The following is an 18057-nucleotide window of genomic DNA, read 5'->3' on the forward strand; positions in this document are numbered from 1 at the left end:
GCATCTTCGATCGCCGGAGCGCCGAAAACCAAGAAACGGTCTTTTGAACGAATTGGATTGTTGTTCATTTTCCTAATGTTACCCAGTAAATAGAGTTGATGGATGGACTGTTTTAATTAATGGTGTCTCAGCGTTTTTTATTTCATTTTTTTTATTCAAGAGTTTTTGCTAATACGTTGCCTAATGGCATTTTTTATACCACGAGCTTACTGATGACCAGCCGTTTTTCTGCCTCGCTCTACTCTGACAGCGTTTCCATATTTTAAGATAGATAATCTGCAATGTCCACCCGATATTATTTCAGTTTATGAGGGATACACAAGCTCTTTCCCGCATTTTTTGGTTCAAATACTTTCCTCACAACAAATACCTATACTCGACGATATAAACTTTTTGTAAACTGTCGAACATCTATCCAGAGATAGATTGTACAGCCAAGTTATACGATTTAAGATTTAAGATTTAAGATTTGGGAATGACTGATTGCAGTCAGGTTTGGAGCTTGTCTACCGTTGAATTATTTTTTTAAACAGGTGTCAAAATTAGGCAAATTTTGCACAAATAAAATGTGACTCCCCTGTAATTTATGCAGGTTGAGCAACATTCTGTGCTAGGTCGAAGCAATCAACCCCGCTTGACAAAATCCACTACAATCTAGGCAGACGAATCTTGTTCAAAATATCTTGCAGCCGTTCTGAAACGCCGCCCAATTGTTCTGACAAAGCGACAAGTTTGCCGTAAGCTTCAACTAAACGATCGCCCTCAACGTTAACTTCTGGAGTCGGATAATTCTTCATCGCTTCCAGCAGCGTAATCTCGTTATCATTAGTTGCAGACAGCACCAAGGCCTCGCGCAAAGCTTCTCGATTTGCATTCCCAGAAGGAGTGCGAATTACCTGGCCCACTTCATCAAGAATTATTTCCCCAACCTTAGTGTTGAGCGTCCGATCCAAAAAGCTTTGACTGACTTTTATCGGTCTCGTCAGACTGCGGCGAACCGCTTCCGGGTCTTTTTTTGCCTTTCCCAGCAACATTTCTAAGGCGGGCGACATTTTCCCAGTTTCTGCAAAAATTTCTAATTCGCTGACTGGTAAAGTCATTCGGATCGCACTGTATTTGAGCACTACCTTTTCGGCAGCTACCGCTGCACTGCTGTAAAATACAATTCCCGCGCCTGCTGCTAAATATAACGTCCACCGCCCTTGGAAAAATGGCTTGCTCATAGTAAAATCTCCCAAAATCTTTTTCTAATTCGACTGTGACACATCTACCAATTTCCCGCTCCTAGCAAAATGCCGAACGCCAGCTCTTCTATCAGTGAAGGCTGGCGCTGGGGTTAAATTTATTTTATATATTTAGGGTCTTTATGAAAGCTGACCCCAATTGAACGAATTACAAGCGGTTTATGATTAGGGTCTTTAAATTTGCTGACCCCAATTGAAGCCACATCGTTATCATTACAGGGATCGCTGACAAACCAGGATTTCATAATAATTTCTTTATATTTCTAACTTTTCCTTGCCTCAGATAGATTTTTGTGTCGATTTGTAAATTTTTGTTACTTCGACTTCGGGGATCGACCCTCGGCGCGCTGCTCCCAGCGAAACAGGAACACCATCAGGGCCACAACTCCGACTTGGAGGGCAAAGTTGGGCAAAGCAGAACCAATTTCCCTGCCCGAGGCAATTTTAGCGAGGAAAACTAAGCCGCCGATAAAGCCCGAAGCACCACAAGCTACGTAAACAAACTGTCGCAGAGGCCGGTAGGGAGTTGCCATTTCTGCGGTTAAACGCTCGTATTGTTGGCGGCTGAGGTTGCGGGGGTTTTTTGGGATGTATGTGCGATCGTCCGAATTTGGGGCTGGCATAGATTTAGGAAATAGGTAAATTAGGATGGGGCCACAAAAACCCGGTTTCTACCAAAAACCCTCTGGCTTAGGTGGCAACTACTGCCGAAAAACCGCGTTTTTGGTACTGTGTGCGCAAATCGAGTCAATATTAGACTACAACAAATATCTCACAACTGCCGAAATAAATCACCGCTGAATCCAAATCACAACTGTCTGCAAACAGCCGACAAAAACACCCAAAATCCCTCCTAAATTTACAATTCCCTGCAACTCGCTTTGGACAATTCCCTGAATTGCTAACTCCAACTCTTCAGGAGAAGTACCTTTTACTCGATCGACAATCACCTGGTCGATATTCAAAATCGGGATAGCCTGAGCTACAATATTTTCTAAATCCCGCTCTAGATAGCGCTCTAAAACCAAAGCCAGTTCTTTGCTGACAATTTCCAGGGAAGCGCTCATCACCGCTGAAGTTTGCAATCGATTGAGAATCAACCGCGAAATATTTTCCCAATCAATAGATTTGCTCAACCCCTCAAGTACCTCTGTACCCCGCTGCTGAACGTAGCTGCGAACGCTGTCGCGCATAGTTTTTCGCAACTGTCTCACAGTCGAAACCGGTAAATTTTGCATCGACAAATTTTGCAGCCATTCCTGAATTCGCCCGCGAATTCCCAAAGAAATAGTTAACTCTGCTAACCGCTGATTTGTCGCTTCTTTGTCATCCAAACAAAAAGTCCGCAGCCGAGTTAAAGTGTTGCGCAAACCAAACAAATTGGCTACTACCCAATAAGTGCCGCTGGTTTTTTCTCGAAACCCTTCATCGATGATCGAAATATTGCGATCCGTCAAAAAGTCAATTAAAGCTTGCCGCAGCACTTCCGGGGGTATTACTACCTGCAACAACCACTCAGCAAGCTGAGCCGCCTGAGCTTCAGTTAGCTGAATCTCCAGCAAAACTTGGTCAAAAATTTGATTTAGCTGAGCTTCTAAAAAATCTTCCCGGCGCGCCAAAACTTTGAGAATTCGCGGCACAGATTCCCCCAGCAAATCTCGCAGAATGTTAGCGAGAATTTTAGCGGTTTTTTGCTCGGCGTCTGCTTTTACCTGATCCAGCGCCAACTGCAACAGCCAGAGAATTATCGACTGCATCCGCTCAGTTTGTAGGAGGCGGCGCGCCAAGTTTTGCAGTTCCTCCGGCGTCAGCAGCGAACCCATAATTGTGTCGGAAATTCGCTTTGCCAAGCGCTCTTGGTTGCGGGGGATCAAGCCTGGAGTGAAAGGCAACTGCCGCCCTTTGATGTAAATAGCTCGATAGGGGCGGAACAGCATTTTGATTGCTATATCGTTAGTGAAATAGCCAATAATTCCTCCCACTACAGGTGGGGCCAACAACAGCCAAATGTCAGAGGGATTCATCAATAATTGGGAATTGGGAATTGTTGATTGTTGACTGTTAACTGTTAACTGTTGACTGTTGACAACTGACAACTGACAACTGACAACAGTCAACTGACTAATACCAATACTCCCATCATAGCTCCAGCAATAGGATAGTGGGTGGCGTTGGCAAATCCGGCTTGGCGGGCGATCGCGACTTGCTGCTGGCCGATCGGGAATTTTTCTAAACTAGGATTAATGTAGGCATATTCTTGAGTCATGCCAAATTGCTGAGCAATGGGCACTACGAGAGTGTCTAGATAAAACTGCTGAAAGCTCCGCATTATGGAATTGCTGGGGCGGTGGAGGTCGAGAATAGCGGCTTTTGCACCGGGTTTGAGTACGCGGTGCAATTCCTGAAGACTGCGGGGGATGTCTGTCACGTTGCGCAGGCCGTAACCCATGGTGGCGCAGTCGAAGTAATTGTCAGCAAAAGGCAAGTCTAAGGCGTCAGCTTCTACCCAGGAAATGGGACTTACAGGGGTGAGAAAAGGTCGATCGCGCCTGGCCGCAACAGCTAATTGTTCGGCGGAAAAATCTACTCCAAATACGCAACCGGTCGGCCCTGCTTGTTTTGCCAACAGCAAAGCTAGATCCCCGCTGCCGCAGCACAAATCTAAACAAGTATTGCCGGGGCCCGCACAGCTCCATTTCACCGCCATTTGCTTCCAAATCCGGTGCTGCCCAAAGCTCAACCAGTCGTTCAATTGGTTGTAAACTGGTGCAATTCGATTAAATATAGTTTTAATTTGTTCGGCGTTATTAGTCATTTGTCATTGGTAATTGGTAATTAGTAATTGGTAATTGGTAATTGGTAATTGGTAATTGGTGATTGGTGATTGGTGATTGGTGATTGGTGATTGGTGATTCGTAATTGGTAATTGGTGATTGGTAACTTGTCAGCCAGAAAAAATAATTAATCCGTCTATTCATGTCATGCGGTCGCCAGTCATTAATGCTTTTTTATTTGTTAGCGATCCGGGATCTAGTGTCTAGAATCATTGGTTTGCTATCATTTTCGACTCAAGATTGAGAGCCGACTGATGACTAAGGACTAATGACTGATGACTGATGACTGATGACTGATGACTAATGACTAATGACCCTGAAAACTCGTCAATACCAAAGCAACTTCTTGGGCGGCGAGGTGAATTGTTGTGAGTTCGTCGGGGCGCAGGGAACAAGGTTGCTTCCACTGCATGGAAATCAGGGCGATCGATCGACCTTTGTGAATCACCGGGATGCTCAGGTGAGCTTGAATGCCGCATTTCTGATAGTGCGGCAGGCTCGCTAGGGCTGGGTCGTTCGCAATATTCACAGCACCCTGAATAGTTTGAGAGGCGATTGCCTCTTGAACCAGAGGGTCCTCTGCCAGCCAATTTTCCACAGTTTTGCTGGTGGTGTGACTGCCTTGGACTGGCATTAAAACATTTCCTTCCACCAGTTGCAAAATGCAAGCATCCGCCAAAAAATTATCGCTTACAGCAGTAGCAATTGGCTCTAAACTTGCATCCAAACTCGGATAATCGACAGCCGTTTGCATGATTGTTGCTAACAGTTGTATTTGATTTTGGGCGCGATCCAATTCCTCAGTCCGCTGCTTGAGAACTTCATAAGTCTCGGCTGCCTTTTGCACCACCATTTTCAATTCGTTCGGGTCCCAAGGCTTGGTGATATACTTGTAAACCTGTCCTGAGTTAATGGCATCCACCAAGTCTTCAATGTCCGTAAAACCAGTCAAGATAATTCTGACCGTATTCGGAAACTGAGGCACGGTTTTGCTCAGAAACTCCGTTCCCTTCATTTCTGGCATCCGCTGGTCGGAAATGATCACGGCGACCTCGCCTTCGATGCCGAGGACTTCCAAGGCGCGAATTCCGCTCTCAGCTTTGAGCACGTTAAAATCTCGTCGGAAAGTGCGGTAGAGTAAATCCAGATTGTCTGGTTCGTCGTCTACTACCAGCATTTTGGGTTTTTTCGGTCGGTGTAGTGTCATGAGCTGGCGTTTAATTTGATCGAGCTCTGAAATGGCATTATCCATAACAATACGATAAACTCCCCTTTGTAAATTTAGGCGAGCAACTATTCTGTAACAATAGTCTCATAACTCACTTACTATCAATCTATCGCTCTGCCGCGACACGAGCCTTGCCGGTATCCAATCACACATAACTTAACGCTGGTTTTTGATTCAATTATGACTGATACACCGCAAGATTCATCCCCTCCTGCATCTGCACCCTCCACCAATGCTGTGGATGTCGAAAAGTTAATTCGATCGCTCCGCCGAAAAGAAGGCACTTGGGTAGAGTGGGGGCAGGCCTGCACCGCACTGCTAAAAGCTGGCTACAACTCTCAAAGGATTTTTGAAGAAACTGGTTTTGAGCCAATTCAGCAAAATCAAGTAAGCGTCGCAGCCCAAGTTTACACCAGCATGGTCAATGCTGGGGCTTCAGACGAAGTTCGATCGCACTTCCTGGGCAAAGGTAGCGATATCTTATACGAGTTTCGGATTCTCTCTCAAGTAGAGCGGGCCGGGGCAGCAGCTTTGATGCTAACCCACAATTTGGATGTTGACGATGCTCGCCAAGTTGCTAAAGCGATCAAGGAGTTTTCGCACTTCGGGAGTCTCCCTCAAGGGTTCACAGACACTCCCGGCGATGCTATGGCTTACCAATGCTGGCAATTGGCGAGACAGAAAAGCGATTTGCAAGAGCGATCGCGCTTAATTGCTCGCGGTTTAAAATTAGCTAGCAGCCCAACCGCTAGGGCGCAAATCGAGCAGTTGCTCGTCGATTTTACCGTAGTTCCGAGACGGGAAGCGCCCCGCTTGCCAGTCTACCGGCTCGATACCGAGGAACAATTGCCGCGCGTTGTCCCGGTTGTAGGCAAATTGCCGCTTTCTACCAGAGATTTGCTGGCAGTGCCTTTACCGGAGGAAATCGAGCCGTTCCGAATGGTAAAATTTTCCGGAGCGGGAGCTTGGGTGGCGATTCCCGGATGGCAGGTAATTTTGAACGCTGAAGATCCGGTGGCGGTTTTGGGAATGAGCGATAAATTGCCGGTACCGCTGCAAGGCAAAGTAGAAGAAGTTTTGATTATTGCCGATCGAGCCCAAAGACAGTGGGATGCTGACAGTTATTTCCTAGCCGATAACGCTGGCAATTTAGAATTGTACTGGTTTGAACAATCCCCGGATATTCCTATTTTGGGGCGAGTTGTTCTGGTGATGCGTCCGAAAAAGATTGTGGATGAAGACTATACCAAAGATGGATGGCAAATTGATGATTAGTCAGATGTCAGTGGACTGTTGACTGTTGACTGTTGACCGTTGACTGTTGACTGCTGACTGTTGACTGTTGACTGCTGACTGCTGACTGTTGACTGTTGACTGCTGACTGTTGACTGCTGACTGTTGACTGGAAAGCTAATAACAACGAACAACTGACTACTGACTACTGACTACTGAGGCGGTTTCGGTTCTTGAATTGGCGGAACAGAATGCTGTTTCTTAAATCGATTGAAGCCGTAAACCGCAGCCGCAATTAACAGCAAATAAGGACTGTAAGCCAACAGCCAAATACCCAAACCAAACAAACCGAGCGTCAATTCACCCACAGAATGAGTCGCTTTCCCCCAAGTTTCCTGCACGCGCAAACCTAGAGAAGGTTCGGGAGTTTGTTGAGCCGATACTGCTGCTTCTAGAGTTAAGCTAATAGTCGAATAGGCTACTTGATTTCGCAAACTTTTTAACTGAGCGTCAATGCGTTCGATCGACTCCCGAATATTGCTCAACTCTTGAGCAGCTTTGAGCACGTCGCCGATAGAACCCGATCGCTCCATAATTTTTAACACCATTTCTTCCGATTTGCGGAGGTTCCGCAGCCTAGCCTCATTGTCAACTAATTGATCGGTAACATCCTCAGCCGTCAGAGCACGGTTCTCTACAGTTCCGAGTTTTGCCAAAGTGTCTAAAGTAGTTTCTAACCGTTCTTGAGGCACGCGAATCTCCACAGACGCGGTTTGGCGGACACTGGAATCCGGCGGCTTTTGATTTTGGAAACCCAAGATATCGCCTTGCTGTTTTTCGACAATATTAGTAACAGATTTAGTGCTGGCGTCAATAGATTTGACAACTACACTGAGTTCGGCTTTTTTAATCAGTTGGGGACGGGTTGCTGGAGTTTCTGCGGCTTTTTTTGATGCACCAGGAGTTTTTGACCTTTGGGCTGCTGGCTCGGATGCGGGTGGGGGTGGTGGAGCCGATGCGGGAACTTGGTTTTCACGGATGCTGGATGAAGCTCCGCCGGGTGGAGCGCTGCCGGTCGATTGATCTCCTCCGCAGCTAGGCAAAGCAATGGCTGAAGATATAGTTAAGAATACTGCCACAGCCAAACGAGTTGTGCTGCTGTTGGCTGGGTTTGGGTTTGGCTTGGGCGGGGGGGAATTGATTTTGAGGTGAGTTTTCATTTAGGTGATTCCTCTAAAAAAGGCTTGGGTATTGAATTTTATGCTGGTTTCAATTTAAGCTCGAATAGATAGGATTAGTTTAGCCGATACCGAAATGGAAACGGTAGAGGTTGAATACTTTGGGATTTTTAACCGCAGATAAACGCAGATGAACGCAGATGAAAGCCAATAAATATCGGTGTGATGACCGAAAACAATTTGGTCACAAGTCCCCGGATTCATCCGTGGAGCGAGAAAAAAGCTCCTTGCTCCCCATCGCCAACCCCCGGATTTATGAGCGAGGTCGCTTTATTCAATCTAAAATCTAAAATCTAAAATCTAAAATCGATTGACGGTTTGGGTTCTGGGCATAGGCGATCGCAACTAAAGCAACTCGGTGTCTGATACCGTTTAAAAAGGCTGAACGCGACAAATATTTTTCTAATCTAAAATCTAAAATCTAAAATCTAAAATCGAATGACAGATGAATTTGATACTGATTTTATGCGATCGACGACTAATATCGATCGCCCGGATGTAGCCTCAGCGCTTTCCGAATCAGGGTTTGCGGCCGTTTTGCGAGAACAAGCTTGCCTTAAAATTCGCGAAAGCTTGCGTGCGGGGCAGCAGGACATGGCGGATTGGCAAGGCGGTCCCCTTGCTGTTTCGGCGGTTCCAGGGGCCGGGAAGTCTACGGGAATGGCTGCTGCGTCGGCAATTGCGATCGCCCGCAACCAGCTTCACAACCGCCGCCAGTTAATTGTCGTGACATTTACGCGATCGGCTGCTGCTAATATTAAAGCTAAAATTCGGGAAAGATTGGCAGAATTGTCTTTATCTCAAGGCGGTTTTGCGGTGCACACTTTGCACGGTTTAGCTTTGAATATTGCGATGCGCCATCCCGATTTGTCGGGTTTAAATTTAGAAAATTCAACTTTAGTTACTCCCACTCAAAGTCACCGATTAATTCGCACCTGTGTAGAACTTTGGATTGCCGAAAATCCCCGCAGATATCAAGTTTTGTTGGAAGGACAGCAATTCGACGGAGAGGAAACGGAGAGGCTGCGGCGACAATCGGTTTTGCGGACGGAAATTTTGCCGCAGGTAGCTAAAACAGTAATTCACGAGGCAAAATCTTCTGGTTTGTTTCCCGAACAGTTGTTAGAAATGAGCGCTCTTGATACTGGGGACGGTTATGAGATTTTAGCGGTAGCTGGGGGTTTATATCAAAAATATCAGGCTTTGTTGAGGAGTCGCGAATTCATCGATTACGACGAGATGATTTTAGCAGCTTTGCGGGTGTTGGACAATCCGAGGGCGAGGGCGATCGAGCAAAAGCAAGTATTTGCCGTTTTTGAGGACGAAGCCCAAGATTCGACACCTTTGCAAACTCGGCTTTTGGAAACATTGGCGATCGCTCCTGAGCGTCCTAACTCACCTCCCAATTTTATCAGAGTTGGCGACCCAAATCAAGCAATTAATTCTACTTTTACACCAGCAGATCCGATTTATTTTAACCAATTTTGCGATGAGTGCGAAGTGGAAAATAAGTTAGCGACAATGGACGGTGCAGGTCGCAGCACCCAGGTGATTATCGATGCAGCTAACTTTATGTTGAAATGGGTAAATAGCTCGAAATTAGCGGGAACAGAACAGCCTTTTCGCGACCAAACTATTAAGCCAGTACCCAGCGATGACCCGCAGCAAAATGCCAATCCGGCTCCCATTGGTCGGGGCTTAGAATTGCATACTCCCCGCGATATTTACCATACAGTTGAGTTGATTGGCAAGCGGGTAATTGAGTTAGTTGAGGAATTTTTACCCACCGATTTTGAATTCGCAAGGAATGAAAAAGCTATCCATTCAGGCACGGAAGCTAGCGATGGGGAAAATAGTGCAAAATTGCCGTTAGAAAATCTGAAATCGATGGCTATTTTGGTGCGGGAAAACAAACAAGGCAAGTTTATCAAAGAAGTGCTAGAAAATCCTCAAAAACACGGATTAAGCTTTGATTTGCGGAAATATGGGATTAAAATTGAGGATGTGGGAGAGCGGGACAGACATTCTCAAGTACCTTGGGAAATCTTAACACTGCTGCAATTCCTCGATCGCCCGCACTCTCCAGACTACCTGAAAGCAGCATTAAAGATTTTGAGCGATCGACAACTCATCCCCAAACAAGACTACAATGCTTTTGCTACCAGCCCCGAGCAATTCCTTTACCCAGGCCCGCTAGACCCGCAGCAGTCAGACCCCGTTCGCAAATGCCGCTATTTTTGCTGCGGTTTGCTGCAAGCTAGCTTAGAACTGCCGCCCTACCAAATCATCTCATTTTTAGCCTTAGCGCTGCAATACGACCAAACAGAATTAGCCACCGCCGACAAATTAGCAGAACGGGTAGCAATCCAAACAGCAGGCAATAATTCAATGCGCAATATTTTGGACGTACTGAGCGAAATTGTCAGTTCCGAAAGATTTGAACCTGTTGATGCAGACGACAAAATAGAAGAACGGTATACCAGCAAAGGTCAACTAACAATTATTACCATGCACAAAGCTAAAGGATTAGATTGGGATTGCGTATTTTTGCCGTTCCTTCACGAACAAACCATCCCCGGAAGTTTGCGAGTTTTGCCACAAGCGAGATTTTTAGGAGATTTCACATTAGCAGAGGTAGCGAGAGCGCAAATTCGAGCAAGTTTGCACGAAAAATATCCTTTACCAAATCTAGGCGAAGCATGGGAACAAGCAGGTTATTTGAAAACAGCAGAAGAGTTTCGACTGCTGTATGTGGCGATGACGCGAGCAAAAAGCTTGCTGTGGATGGCTGCGGAGAAGAAAGGGCCTTTTACTTGGAACAAACCGGAGAATTTGCAGGAGCAAAAACCTTGTCCGGTAATGCCTGTTTTAAAGCAGAGATTTCCGGGTAATGCGATCTCCTAAATTTGAGGATTAGTTACTAACAGAGATTTGTTTAACGAACCGCGAAGACGCGAACTCCGCGAAGTTTGAGAAGAAAAGCTTGAGCCAAAAAAAATACTTAGCCGGGTTTATGGAGTCCAAAATCTGGGTATAATACCAACAATCTCTCTCCAAAACTTCTCTTTTATTTCTCTGCGCCCTCTGCGCCCTCTGCGGTAAAAAAAAAATCTAGTTCGCAAATGAAATAAAATTGCATTAAAACTCCCTATGACAAACTCAGAAATTCGCACAGCTAACGTCACATTTCCCAACGGAGATTTGCAAATCGCCGCTTACCTAGCCCAACCCGCAGCAGAAGGGCAATTTCCCGCAGTTATTGTGATTCAAGAAATCTTTGGCGTCAACTCGCACATCCGCGAAGTTACTGAAAGAATAGCAAAAGAAGGATATGTGGCGATCGCCCCGGCTATCTACCAGCGTCAAGCCCCTGGCTTTGAAACGGGCTACACACCCGAAGCTATCAAAATCGGCAGAGAATACAAAGAAAAAACCACAGCTTCCGAACTTCTCGGCGATATCCAAGCCGCCATCGATTACCTCAAAACTCTACCCTCTGTCAAACAGCAAGGTTTTGGCTGCATCGGTTTCTGCTTTGGGGGACACGTCGCCTACCTCGCCGCTACTTTGCCCGAAATCAAGGCTACAGCGTCGTTCTACGGCGCTGGTGTCGCCACTCTAACCCCCGGCGGTGGAACCCCGACGATCGCCCGCACAGCAGACATTAAAGGCACTCTCTACGCCTTTTTCGGCACTCAAGACCCCAGCATTCCCTTAGAACAAGTTGACCAAATCGCCGCAGAATTGCAAAAACACAGTATTTCTCACCGAATTTTCCGCTACAATGCCGATCACGGCTTCTTCTGCGACCACCGCGGCAGTTACGACGCTACGGCAGCAGCCGACTCGTGGATGCAGGTGAAGCAGCTATTTCATCAGCAACTTCAACCAGCTTAGAGAGTGGGAGATGGGGAGATGGGGAGATGGGAAGATGGGGAGAGTGGGAAAATTTTTCTACTGACAAGTGACAACTAAATTACTGACAACTGACAACTAAACTGACATGAATTCCAAATCTACAGGTTCTCAAAGCGCAAAAGCATCCTTTTCAATGGATGATTTTGCTAAAGCCCTCGAACAGCACAATTACGAGTTCCAGAAGGGACAAGTAGTGCGCGGCAAAGTGTTCGAGTACGACTCAAACGGCGCGTATGTTGATATCGGCGGCAAGTCTTCGGCTTTTTTGCCGATCGAAGAGGCTGCTTTGAGAACGGTAACTGATTTGTCGGAAGTGGTTCCGCTGGATGAGGAACGGGACTTTTTGATTATCCGCGAACAAGATGCAGATGGCCAAGTTACCTTGTCTCTGCGGCAGTTACAAATTCAGCAAGCTTGGGAAGATTTAATTGAATTGCAGGAAACTGGAAAAGTTCTTCAGGTGCGGGTTTCTGGCGCAAATAAGGGCGGCGTGACTGTAGATGTTCAGGGAATGCGCGGTTTTATTCCCCGATCGCACTTAGTGGAACGCGATAACATAGAATCGCTGATCGGTCAATCTTTGAGCGTTAATTTTTTGGAGGTCGATCGCGATCGAGAAAAACTCGTACTTTCCCAGCGGATGGCAACTCAATCGAATGCCTTCAAGGATTTGCAAATCGGTCAGTTGGTGGAAGGAAAAGTGAGCAGCATCAAGCCTTTTGGCGTGTTTGTGGACTTGGAAGGAGTTAGCGGTTTGCTGCACATCAAGCAAGTCAGCCAAAAATACATTGATAACCTTGGAAAGCTCTTTGCTCCCGGTCAACCCCTGAAAGCACTGGTAGTTGACCTCGATGAAGGTCGCGGCCGCATTTCGCTTTCTACTCGGGTACTGGAAAATTATCCAGGGGAAATGGTGGATAAAATGGCGGATGTTATGGATACGGCAGAAGAGCGATCGGAACGTGCTAGAAAGGCTCTTTCTTAAGTCTCGATCTAATTACCACCCCGATTTCTTTAAGAAGTCGGGGAGCTAACAACCCGATCGTTTTACGTTTAATTAGGTTGATTTACTTAATCTTGCATTTTACATTGACTTCTTATACCTGTTTCCCAAAATAATCCAACTATAGGCTAACTCCAAACCCATATCCAGTAATTTATTACCTCTCAAAACTAAAAACTAAAAAAATTGTCTTACTTCTTCCTTCGCCTCTCTCACGCCATTTTACCCTCATTTAACCCCATTAGCTACTACTCCCAATACTTTAAAATCGGCTACCTTTAGTTGATCTAAGGCTTTGCTTACCATGCCGCGATCGGTTTTTTCAATTTTTACTATCAGCACTGTACCATCAGTTTGAGAAGCTAGTAAATGACCGTCCGCTAAACCAATTAAAGGTGGCGTATCGTAAATTACTAAATCAAATAAGACTAGGAATTGTTCCATTAAATAGTGCATCTTTCTGGAAGAAAGTAATGTAATTGGATCTGGGGGAACAGTACCAGCAGTGAGGACAAAAAGATTGTCATCGTCGGGCAATCGCTGAATAGCCTCATTTAAGCTTAAATCTGAAGTCAAAGTATCGCTTAAACCTCTCATATTTGATAGGCCAAGGTATGTGTGCACTTGAGGAAAACGCATATTAGCATCTACTAATAATACTCGTTTACCCACAGCAGAAGCAGTTTTAGCTAAATAAACTGCTACAGTGGATTTACCCTCACCTTTAATGGTCGAAGTGATGGTTAAAGAACTTATCGGGTGTTCAGCATTTAATAACTGAATATTTGTGTATAAGTAGTGAAATGCCTCTATCACCGGAAAATCTTTGTAATTTGATACTATTATTCGTTTTAAGCTTGCACTTTTAGTAGTTGAACTGACGCTAGTGAATTTAGGTGGAACACTTTCGCCTCTACGAGATTTAATTTTTATTGCTTTGGCGATCGGAATTACTCCCAAAAGAGGGCGTTTAGTTGCTGATTTAATTTCTTCTGGAGTATGAAAAACAGTATTTAAAACTTCTACTAGAAAACCTATAGCAATGCCTAGTAAACTGCTAATAACTATCGCGATCGCTAGTTGGCGGCGAGTTGGTTTTTCTGTTACTGGATAGATATTACCCTTTTCGTCTGTGACTAACTGTGGTTTAGATATAATTTGCCAAGAGCTATCAATTTGACCAGCATCTAGTTGTAAAGTTTTTTGTTTTTCTAGGAACAGTTTCAGAGTATCTTTAGCTAGTTCTAGTTTTAATTGTATGTCATCATAGCGACGTTGAGCTTGGGGCATTTGAGTGATTTTTGCTTGCAGTAAATTTTGGCTATTAGTTATCAATTGCTCGCGAGCTTCCAACTGTCCTACTTGTGATTTCATCTGAAAGAGGACAGACTCAGCTTCTCTTTGCATTAAATCGCGCAAACTTTGCTGCTTTTCCCGCAAAGATTGAATGGGAAGGCTATTTTCATAAAATTGAGTAGAGCTTAAAGCTAATTGCGACTCTATTTCATTTACTTTGCTCATTAAACTTTCATAAGACTTGGGGCTAATATCAACAATCCAACGATTATCGCCCCTTAAAGATCTTTTTTTGTAGCTTTCATATTGCTGCCTACTTTCTGCTAGTTGTACTTGCACTTCTAGACGACGATTAGTTATACTATCTAGCTGATCTGATAGGCTGCGGCTGCGTAGTTCTGGTTGATTAAAGTTATACTTAATTCTTAATATTTGTAATTCTTGTTGCAAGTTATCTACTTTCTGCTGGAGGGGTGACATTTGTTTAGCGATAAAATCAATACTTTGTTTGCTAACTCTTAAGCGCTCTTTGCCCATATATTCTACGTAATATTTGGCCATTTCTTCCAGCACATATTTGATGCGCTTGGGGTCTCGATCGCGGTAGCTAATATCTAGGAGTTTAGTACCCCCCTGCTTCCCATCTCGCAAGAAAGTAACACGTTGGATAGTCAAGCGGCTGTTGAGATTTTTATAGTCAAAATTTGGATATCTTTGTTGCAATTTATTAACTAATGGTATTAGCACTTCTGGGCTTTTTAAAACCCGCGTTAAACTTTGATAGTCCACCGATGAACCTTCTTCCGCTGAGGACTTAATTTTGTTCAAGTCTGTGATGCCTATACTGTTATTTTGAGCTTGGACTAAGAGCTTTGATAGCCGATCGTCAGTCGTAAGGGGTTCTGCTAAAACTGTAAATTTTCCTTCATACTCAGTAATAGATTTTTTGGCAGCCCTGAGCACGAAAGTACCGCTCAAAGTAGCTATGCTGGCAGCTACTATCGCCATCACCAGAAGGCGACGTTTGACGACAGCTATTACCCAATTAATATCAAGGACTTGGTCATCCTCTTCTGGGGTACTAGCTAGGTAATTAGCGGAGGGGACAGACAGATATTGACCATTAAGGTCATTCTTGAGAGAAGAAAACAGTTTTTTATCCATAATAGAAATGTTGTTTAATTTCTAATTTCCTAAGAGTCTGAGTAGCTCTATAAGTCTCGTGGGAACAAGAATTCCACCAATAATATTATTAACTGGTGTGAGAACAGTGGTAATGGTGTCTACCAAGGTAGCAGTCCTCGATCGTCCCACTATAATTATGTCATTATCTTGAATAAGTGGGTTGGTTTGAGCATCGATTCCTTGATTCAAATTAATTGCTACTTCCGAGCGGGATATAGTTCCATTAGGATTCAGCCTGATCAGTTCCACGGCTCTAGAGTTAGCGCGACTTAATCTGAAACCCCCCGCACTCATAATTGCTTGATTTAAGGTAGTATTAGGAGGTAATTTGAGCCCACCCGGAGTATTGACTTCTCCGATAACACTCACTTGCACAGTCCCCGGAGCAAAGCTAGCAGTAGCTAGAACAGAAACTTCTCCTGGGTCGATAACCGTCGCTGTCGGGACAAAGATGATATCCCCTTCTTGTAGTATAGTATCTTGAGAGGTATCTTGTTCTTGCAAATATTGCCAGAGGTTAATAGTGCGGATTTGTTGTTTGCCATTTCTAGTATAACGTTGGAGTTGGATTTGGCGAATATCGGCGATTGATGTGATGCCACCAGCTAGTTGTAGAGCACGAATGATGGTCGGTTGTCCATTGCTTCTTTGACCATTTTGGGTATCACCACCGATCGCTACATATCTACCGGGACGCTTCACCTCTCCGAATACTGAGACAGTACGGGGTTGCTCTGCGGGTATAGAAAAATTAGATTCACTAACTTGATTTGTTTCTGCTAAATTAATTGTTTCTTGAGGGGGAACCAATATTTGATCTCCATCTCGCAACGTGATGTCTTGGCTTGTTTGACCAGTTTGTAAATAATCCCACAGGTTATAAGTGATAGTTACTTCTTGGTTAGCCTTGATACGACGTCGGACAATTACCCGGCGGATATCAGCGCTAGCTCGAATACCCCCAGCTTTTTCTAAAGCTTGAGGAAGGGTGGGAAACTGAACTGATGGTCTATTTCCACCTCCATTAGCTAGGGGCAATAAGTAAGAGCCGGGACGACTTATTTCACCAGATAACCAAATATTGAGCGGGCGGGCAGCTTGTAAGCTGATGGTAACTAAAGGTCTTTTTACGACCCGGCCATAAGCTCTAGTAATAACTTGGGCTGCCTCTTGTAAAGTTAATCCTTGAAGGGGAATACTACCAATAATCGGGATTTGAATAGCTCCCCCAGCGGGAATTTGATACTCCCCACTAAGCTGGGGCAGATCGTAGATATCAATTCTAATATTGTCTCCACCACCTAGATAGTAGTCAGTATTAATGCTTATTGTGGGGGGTGGGGACTGAGCGAGGTTTGTTTGAGGGTAAGAGAGAGTGAGTACCAGCGCCAGCATTGGCACTTGTAAGGCAGGAAGGGTAAGCCATTTCATAGGTAGTAACAAATTTGATGATAGAGGTCAAGCCATGAAAGATATTTTAAGAGTGCCGATGTTTGGGTTGATGCTGTTTTGTTTAGCGATTGTCATCTTTGTGACTATTTATATTTTAGTCGCACGCCATCCCAAATTGGGTGCCACTTTAGAAAAAATTTTTGTGGGGATACTTTTTTTTACCATCACTGGTGGTTCAGGGATCGTAGCGATGCCCTTTACCAAACTCCATCCTAAAGTTTTATACAACTTAGAAAGCACACCCCCAACGATTATTGGTCAAATTGCCATTTATGGTGCCATGATATTAATCTTATTTCCCCGATTAACTAAAACTACAAAAAAAACAGTCTCTGTAGTCATTAAATGGATAGCAGGAGACATTTGTTTAGGTTTGTTTTTGTCGATCATGACTTTGTCTGGCTTGTGGTCACAAACTCCTGAAATTACTTTTCGTGCTATTTTTGCTATGTGGGGAATAACACTGGTGTCTATTTATGTAGGGAAAGTGTATAGTTGGTTGGAAATTTATGGATTATTGAGATGGCTAACTGGTTTATTAGCTTTATGGGGAGTGGTGAAACCAAATCCAGCACCGGACGGTTGTTGGACAGGAGTTTTCGGTCATAAAAACCCTTTTTCTTTTCAAATGGCTAATACAGCTTCTTTATGGATTTTATATGCTGTTAAGGATCGTAAATATCGATACTTATCATTATTTATAACTTTAATAGCTTTAATAGGATTGCAAAAAGGTTGTAGCGGTGCTAGTCGGATTTTGACACTTGTATTAATCAGTTTGTGGAGTTATTTAGCCCTATTAAAAAAATTACCTGTTAAATGGGCTTTTCTCTGCTTTATCTTATTTTTGGTGGGTAGTATAGGTATAAGTATTTTGGTGTTAAATAATTTAGAGGCTATTGTTGTTGATGGTTTGAAAAAAGATATGACTTTAACGGGTAGAACCGATTTTTGGCCTTTAATTATTGATCGAATTAATCAAAATCATCCCCTATTTGGTTATGGAATGGCAGGATTTTGGCAGCCTTGGCGTCGCTTGGAAAACCCAGCTTACGGAATTATAGTAGCTAACTCAGGTTTTGTGCCACCACACTCTCACAATGGTTTTCTTGATATACTTTGCGACCTGGGTTGGGTCGGATTGTTATTGTTTATTTTATCATTTTTTAATAATATATTTAGAGGTATAAAGTACCTAGTTAAAGAAAGTTTTCCCGAGTCAGGTTTGCCTTTGTATCTATTAACATTTATGCTAATGACTAATTTGACAGAGGGGGGATTATTTGGTATTGGTACTTATTGGTGTTGGTATATAGTTTTATCGGTAAAATTGAGCTTAGATAGGACAGCTAAGGATAATCAACACTGATGATGTCAGCATTTGGTCAGGCTGATTAATCTGGAGACTTGAGTGCGATCGCACTTT

Annotated in this window: 14 protein-coding genes; 5 read left to right on the forward strand and 9 right to left on the reverse strand. The window is 44.2% G+C overall.

What is annotated here, in order from left to right; genetic code table 11:
* Nucleotides 1–647 precede the first annotated feature (647 nt).
* The 5 genes from QUA78_RS18970 to QUA78_RS18990 all read right to left on the reverse strand — a co-directional run bounded on the left by QUA78_RS18970 (nucleotide 648) and on the right by QUA78_RS18990 (nucleotide 5330).
* A complete protein-coding gene (locus tag QUA78_RS18970; protein ID WP_333307276.1) occupies nucleotides 648–1223 on the reverse strand; it encodes an alpha/beta hydrolase in 576 nt (191 codons plus the stop codon).
* Between the two features lie 335 nt (nucleotides 1224–1558).
* Nucleotides 1559–1867, reverse strand: coding sequence for a DUF3493 domain-containing protein (locus QUA78_RS18975; RefSeq protein ID WP_333205267.1), 309 nt, complete (start codon nucleotides 1865–1867; stop codon nucleotides 1559–1561).
* 168 nt (nucleotides 1868–2035) lie between these two features.
* On the reverse strand, nucleotides 2036–3268 hold the full coding sequence (locus QUA78_RS18980) for a DUF445 family protein (protein WP_333398969.1): 1233 nt from the start codon (nucleotides 3266–3268) through the stop codon (nucleotides 2036–2038).
* 89 nt (nucleotides 3269–3357) lie between these two features.
* Nucleotides 3358–4059, reverse strand: coding sequence for a bifunctional demethylmenaquinone methyltransferase/2-methoxy-6-polyprenyl-1,4-benzoquinol methylase UbiE (ubiE, locus tag QUA78_RS18985; protein ID WP_333304305.1), 702 nt, complete (start codon nucleotides 4057–4059; stop codon nucleotides 3358–3360).
* A gap of 326 nt (nucleotides 4060–4385) precedes the next feature.
* The gene (locus QUA78_RS18990) at nucleotides 4386–5330 is read right to left on the reverse strand and encodes a response regulator (protein WP_333304304.1); all 945 of its coding nucleotides are present in this window, start codon (nucleotides 5328–5330) and stop codon (nucleotides 4386–4388) included.
* A 156-nt stretch (nucleotides 5331–5486) separates the two neighbouring features.
* Here QUA78_RS18990 and QUA78_RS18995 point away from each other — a divergent pair, with 156 nt between their 5' ends.
* Nucleotides 5487–6581, forward strand: coding sequence for a RuBisCO accumulation factor 1 (locus QUA78_RS18995; protein WP_333304303.1), 1095 nt, complete (start codon nucleotides 5487–5489; stop codon nucleotides 6579–6581).
* Here the strand turns inward: QUA78_RS18995 and QUA78_RS19000 are convergent.
* Together QUA78_RS19000 and QUA78_RS19005 are read right to left on the reverse strand one after the other, a co-directional pair.
* Nucleotides 6578–6733 (reverse strand): hypothetical protein, encoded by a 156-nt coding sequence (locus QUA78_RS19000; protein ID WP_333304302.1) that lies wholly within the window; start codon nucleotides 6731–6733, stop codon nucleotides 6578–6580. The genes QUA78_RS18995 and QUA78_RS19000 overlap by 4 nt on opposite strands.
* 18 nt (nucleotides 6734–6751) lie before the next feature.
* The gene (locus tag QUA78_RS19005; RefSeq protein ID WP_333304301.1) at nucleotides 6752–7759 is read right to left on the reverse strand and encodes a DUF4349 domain-containing protein; all 1008 of its coding nucleotides are present in this window, start codon (nucleotides 7757–7759) and stop codon (nucleotides 6752–6754) included.
* Nucleotides 7760–8215: 456 nt separating this feature from the next.
* Between QUA78_RS19005 and QUA78_RS19010 the strand changes: the two genes are divergently transcribed.
* From QUA78_RS19010 to QUA78_RS19020, 3 genes are all read left to right on the forward strand, one after another.
* Nucleotides 8216–10681, forward strand: coding sequence for an ATP-dependent helicase (locus QUA78_RS19010; RefSeq protein ID WP_333304300.1), 2466 nt, complete (start codon nucleotides 8216–8218; stop codon nucleotides 10679–10681).
* A 246-nt stretch (nucleotides 10682–10927) separates the two neighbouring features.
* Entirely contained in the window at nucleotides 10928–11674 is a 747-nt protein-coding gene (locus tag QUA78_RS19015; RefSeq protein ID WP_333304299.1) for a dienelactone hydrolase family protein, read from the forward strand.
* A gap of 106 nt (nucleotides 11675–11780) precedes the next feature.
* Complete coding sequence (locus tag QUA78_RS19020) at nucleotides 11781–12680, forward strand: S1 RNA-binding domain-containing protein (protein WP_333203958.1); 900 nt, start codon at nucleotides 11781–11783, stop codon at nucleotides 12678–12680.
* Between the two features lie 246 nt (nucleotides 12681–12926).
* On the opposite strand, the gene QUA78_RS19025 is transcribed toward QUA78_RS19020, so the two are convergent.
* Nucleotides 12927–14783: a polysaccharide biosynthesis tyrosine autokinase gene (locus tag QUA78_RS19025; RefSeq protein WP_333304298.1), complete on the reverse strand. Its 1857-nt coding sequence runs from the start codon at nucleotides 14781–14783 to the stop codon at nucleotides 12927–12929.
* Between the two features lie 396 nt (nucleotides 14784–15179).
* Nucleotides 15180–16610, reverse strand: a complete 1431-nt coding sequence (locus QUA78_RS19030) for an SLBB domain-containing protein (RefSeq protein WP_333304297.1) — start codon at nucleotides 16608–16610, stop codon at nucleotides 15180–15182.
* Nucleotides 16611–16644: 34 nt separating this feature from the next.
* Between QUA78_RS19030 and QUA78_RS19035 the strand changes: the two genes are divergently transcribed.
* Nucleotides 16645–18000: an O-antigen ligase family protein gene (locus QUA78_RS19035; protein ID WP_333304296.1), complete on the forward strand. Its 1356-nt coding sequence runs from the start codon at nucleotides 16645–16647 to the stop codon at nucleotides 17998–18000.
* The last annotated feature ends 57 nt before the right edge of the window (nucleotides 18001–18057 follow it).

This window comes from Microcoleus sp. K4-B3 (assembly GCF_036704615.1).
GTDB lineage: Bacteria > Cyanobacteriota > Cyanobacteriia > Cyanobacteriales > Microcoleaceae > Microcoleus.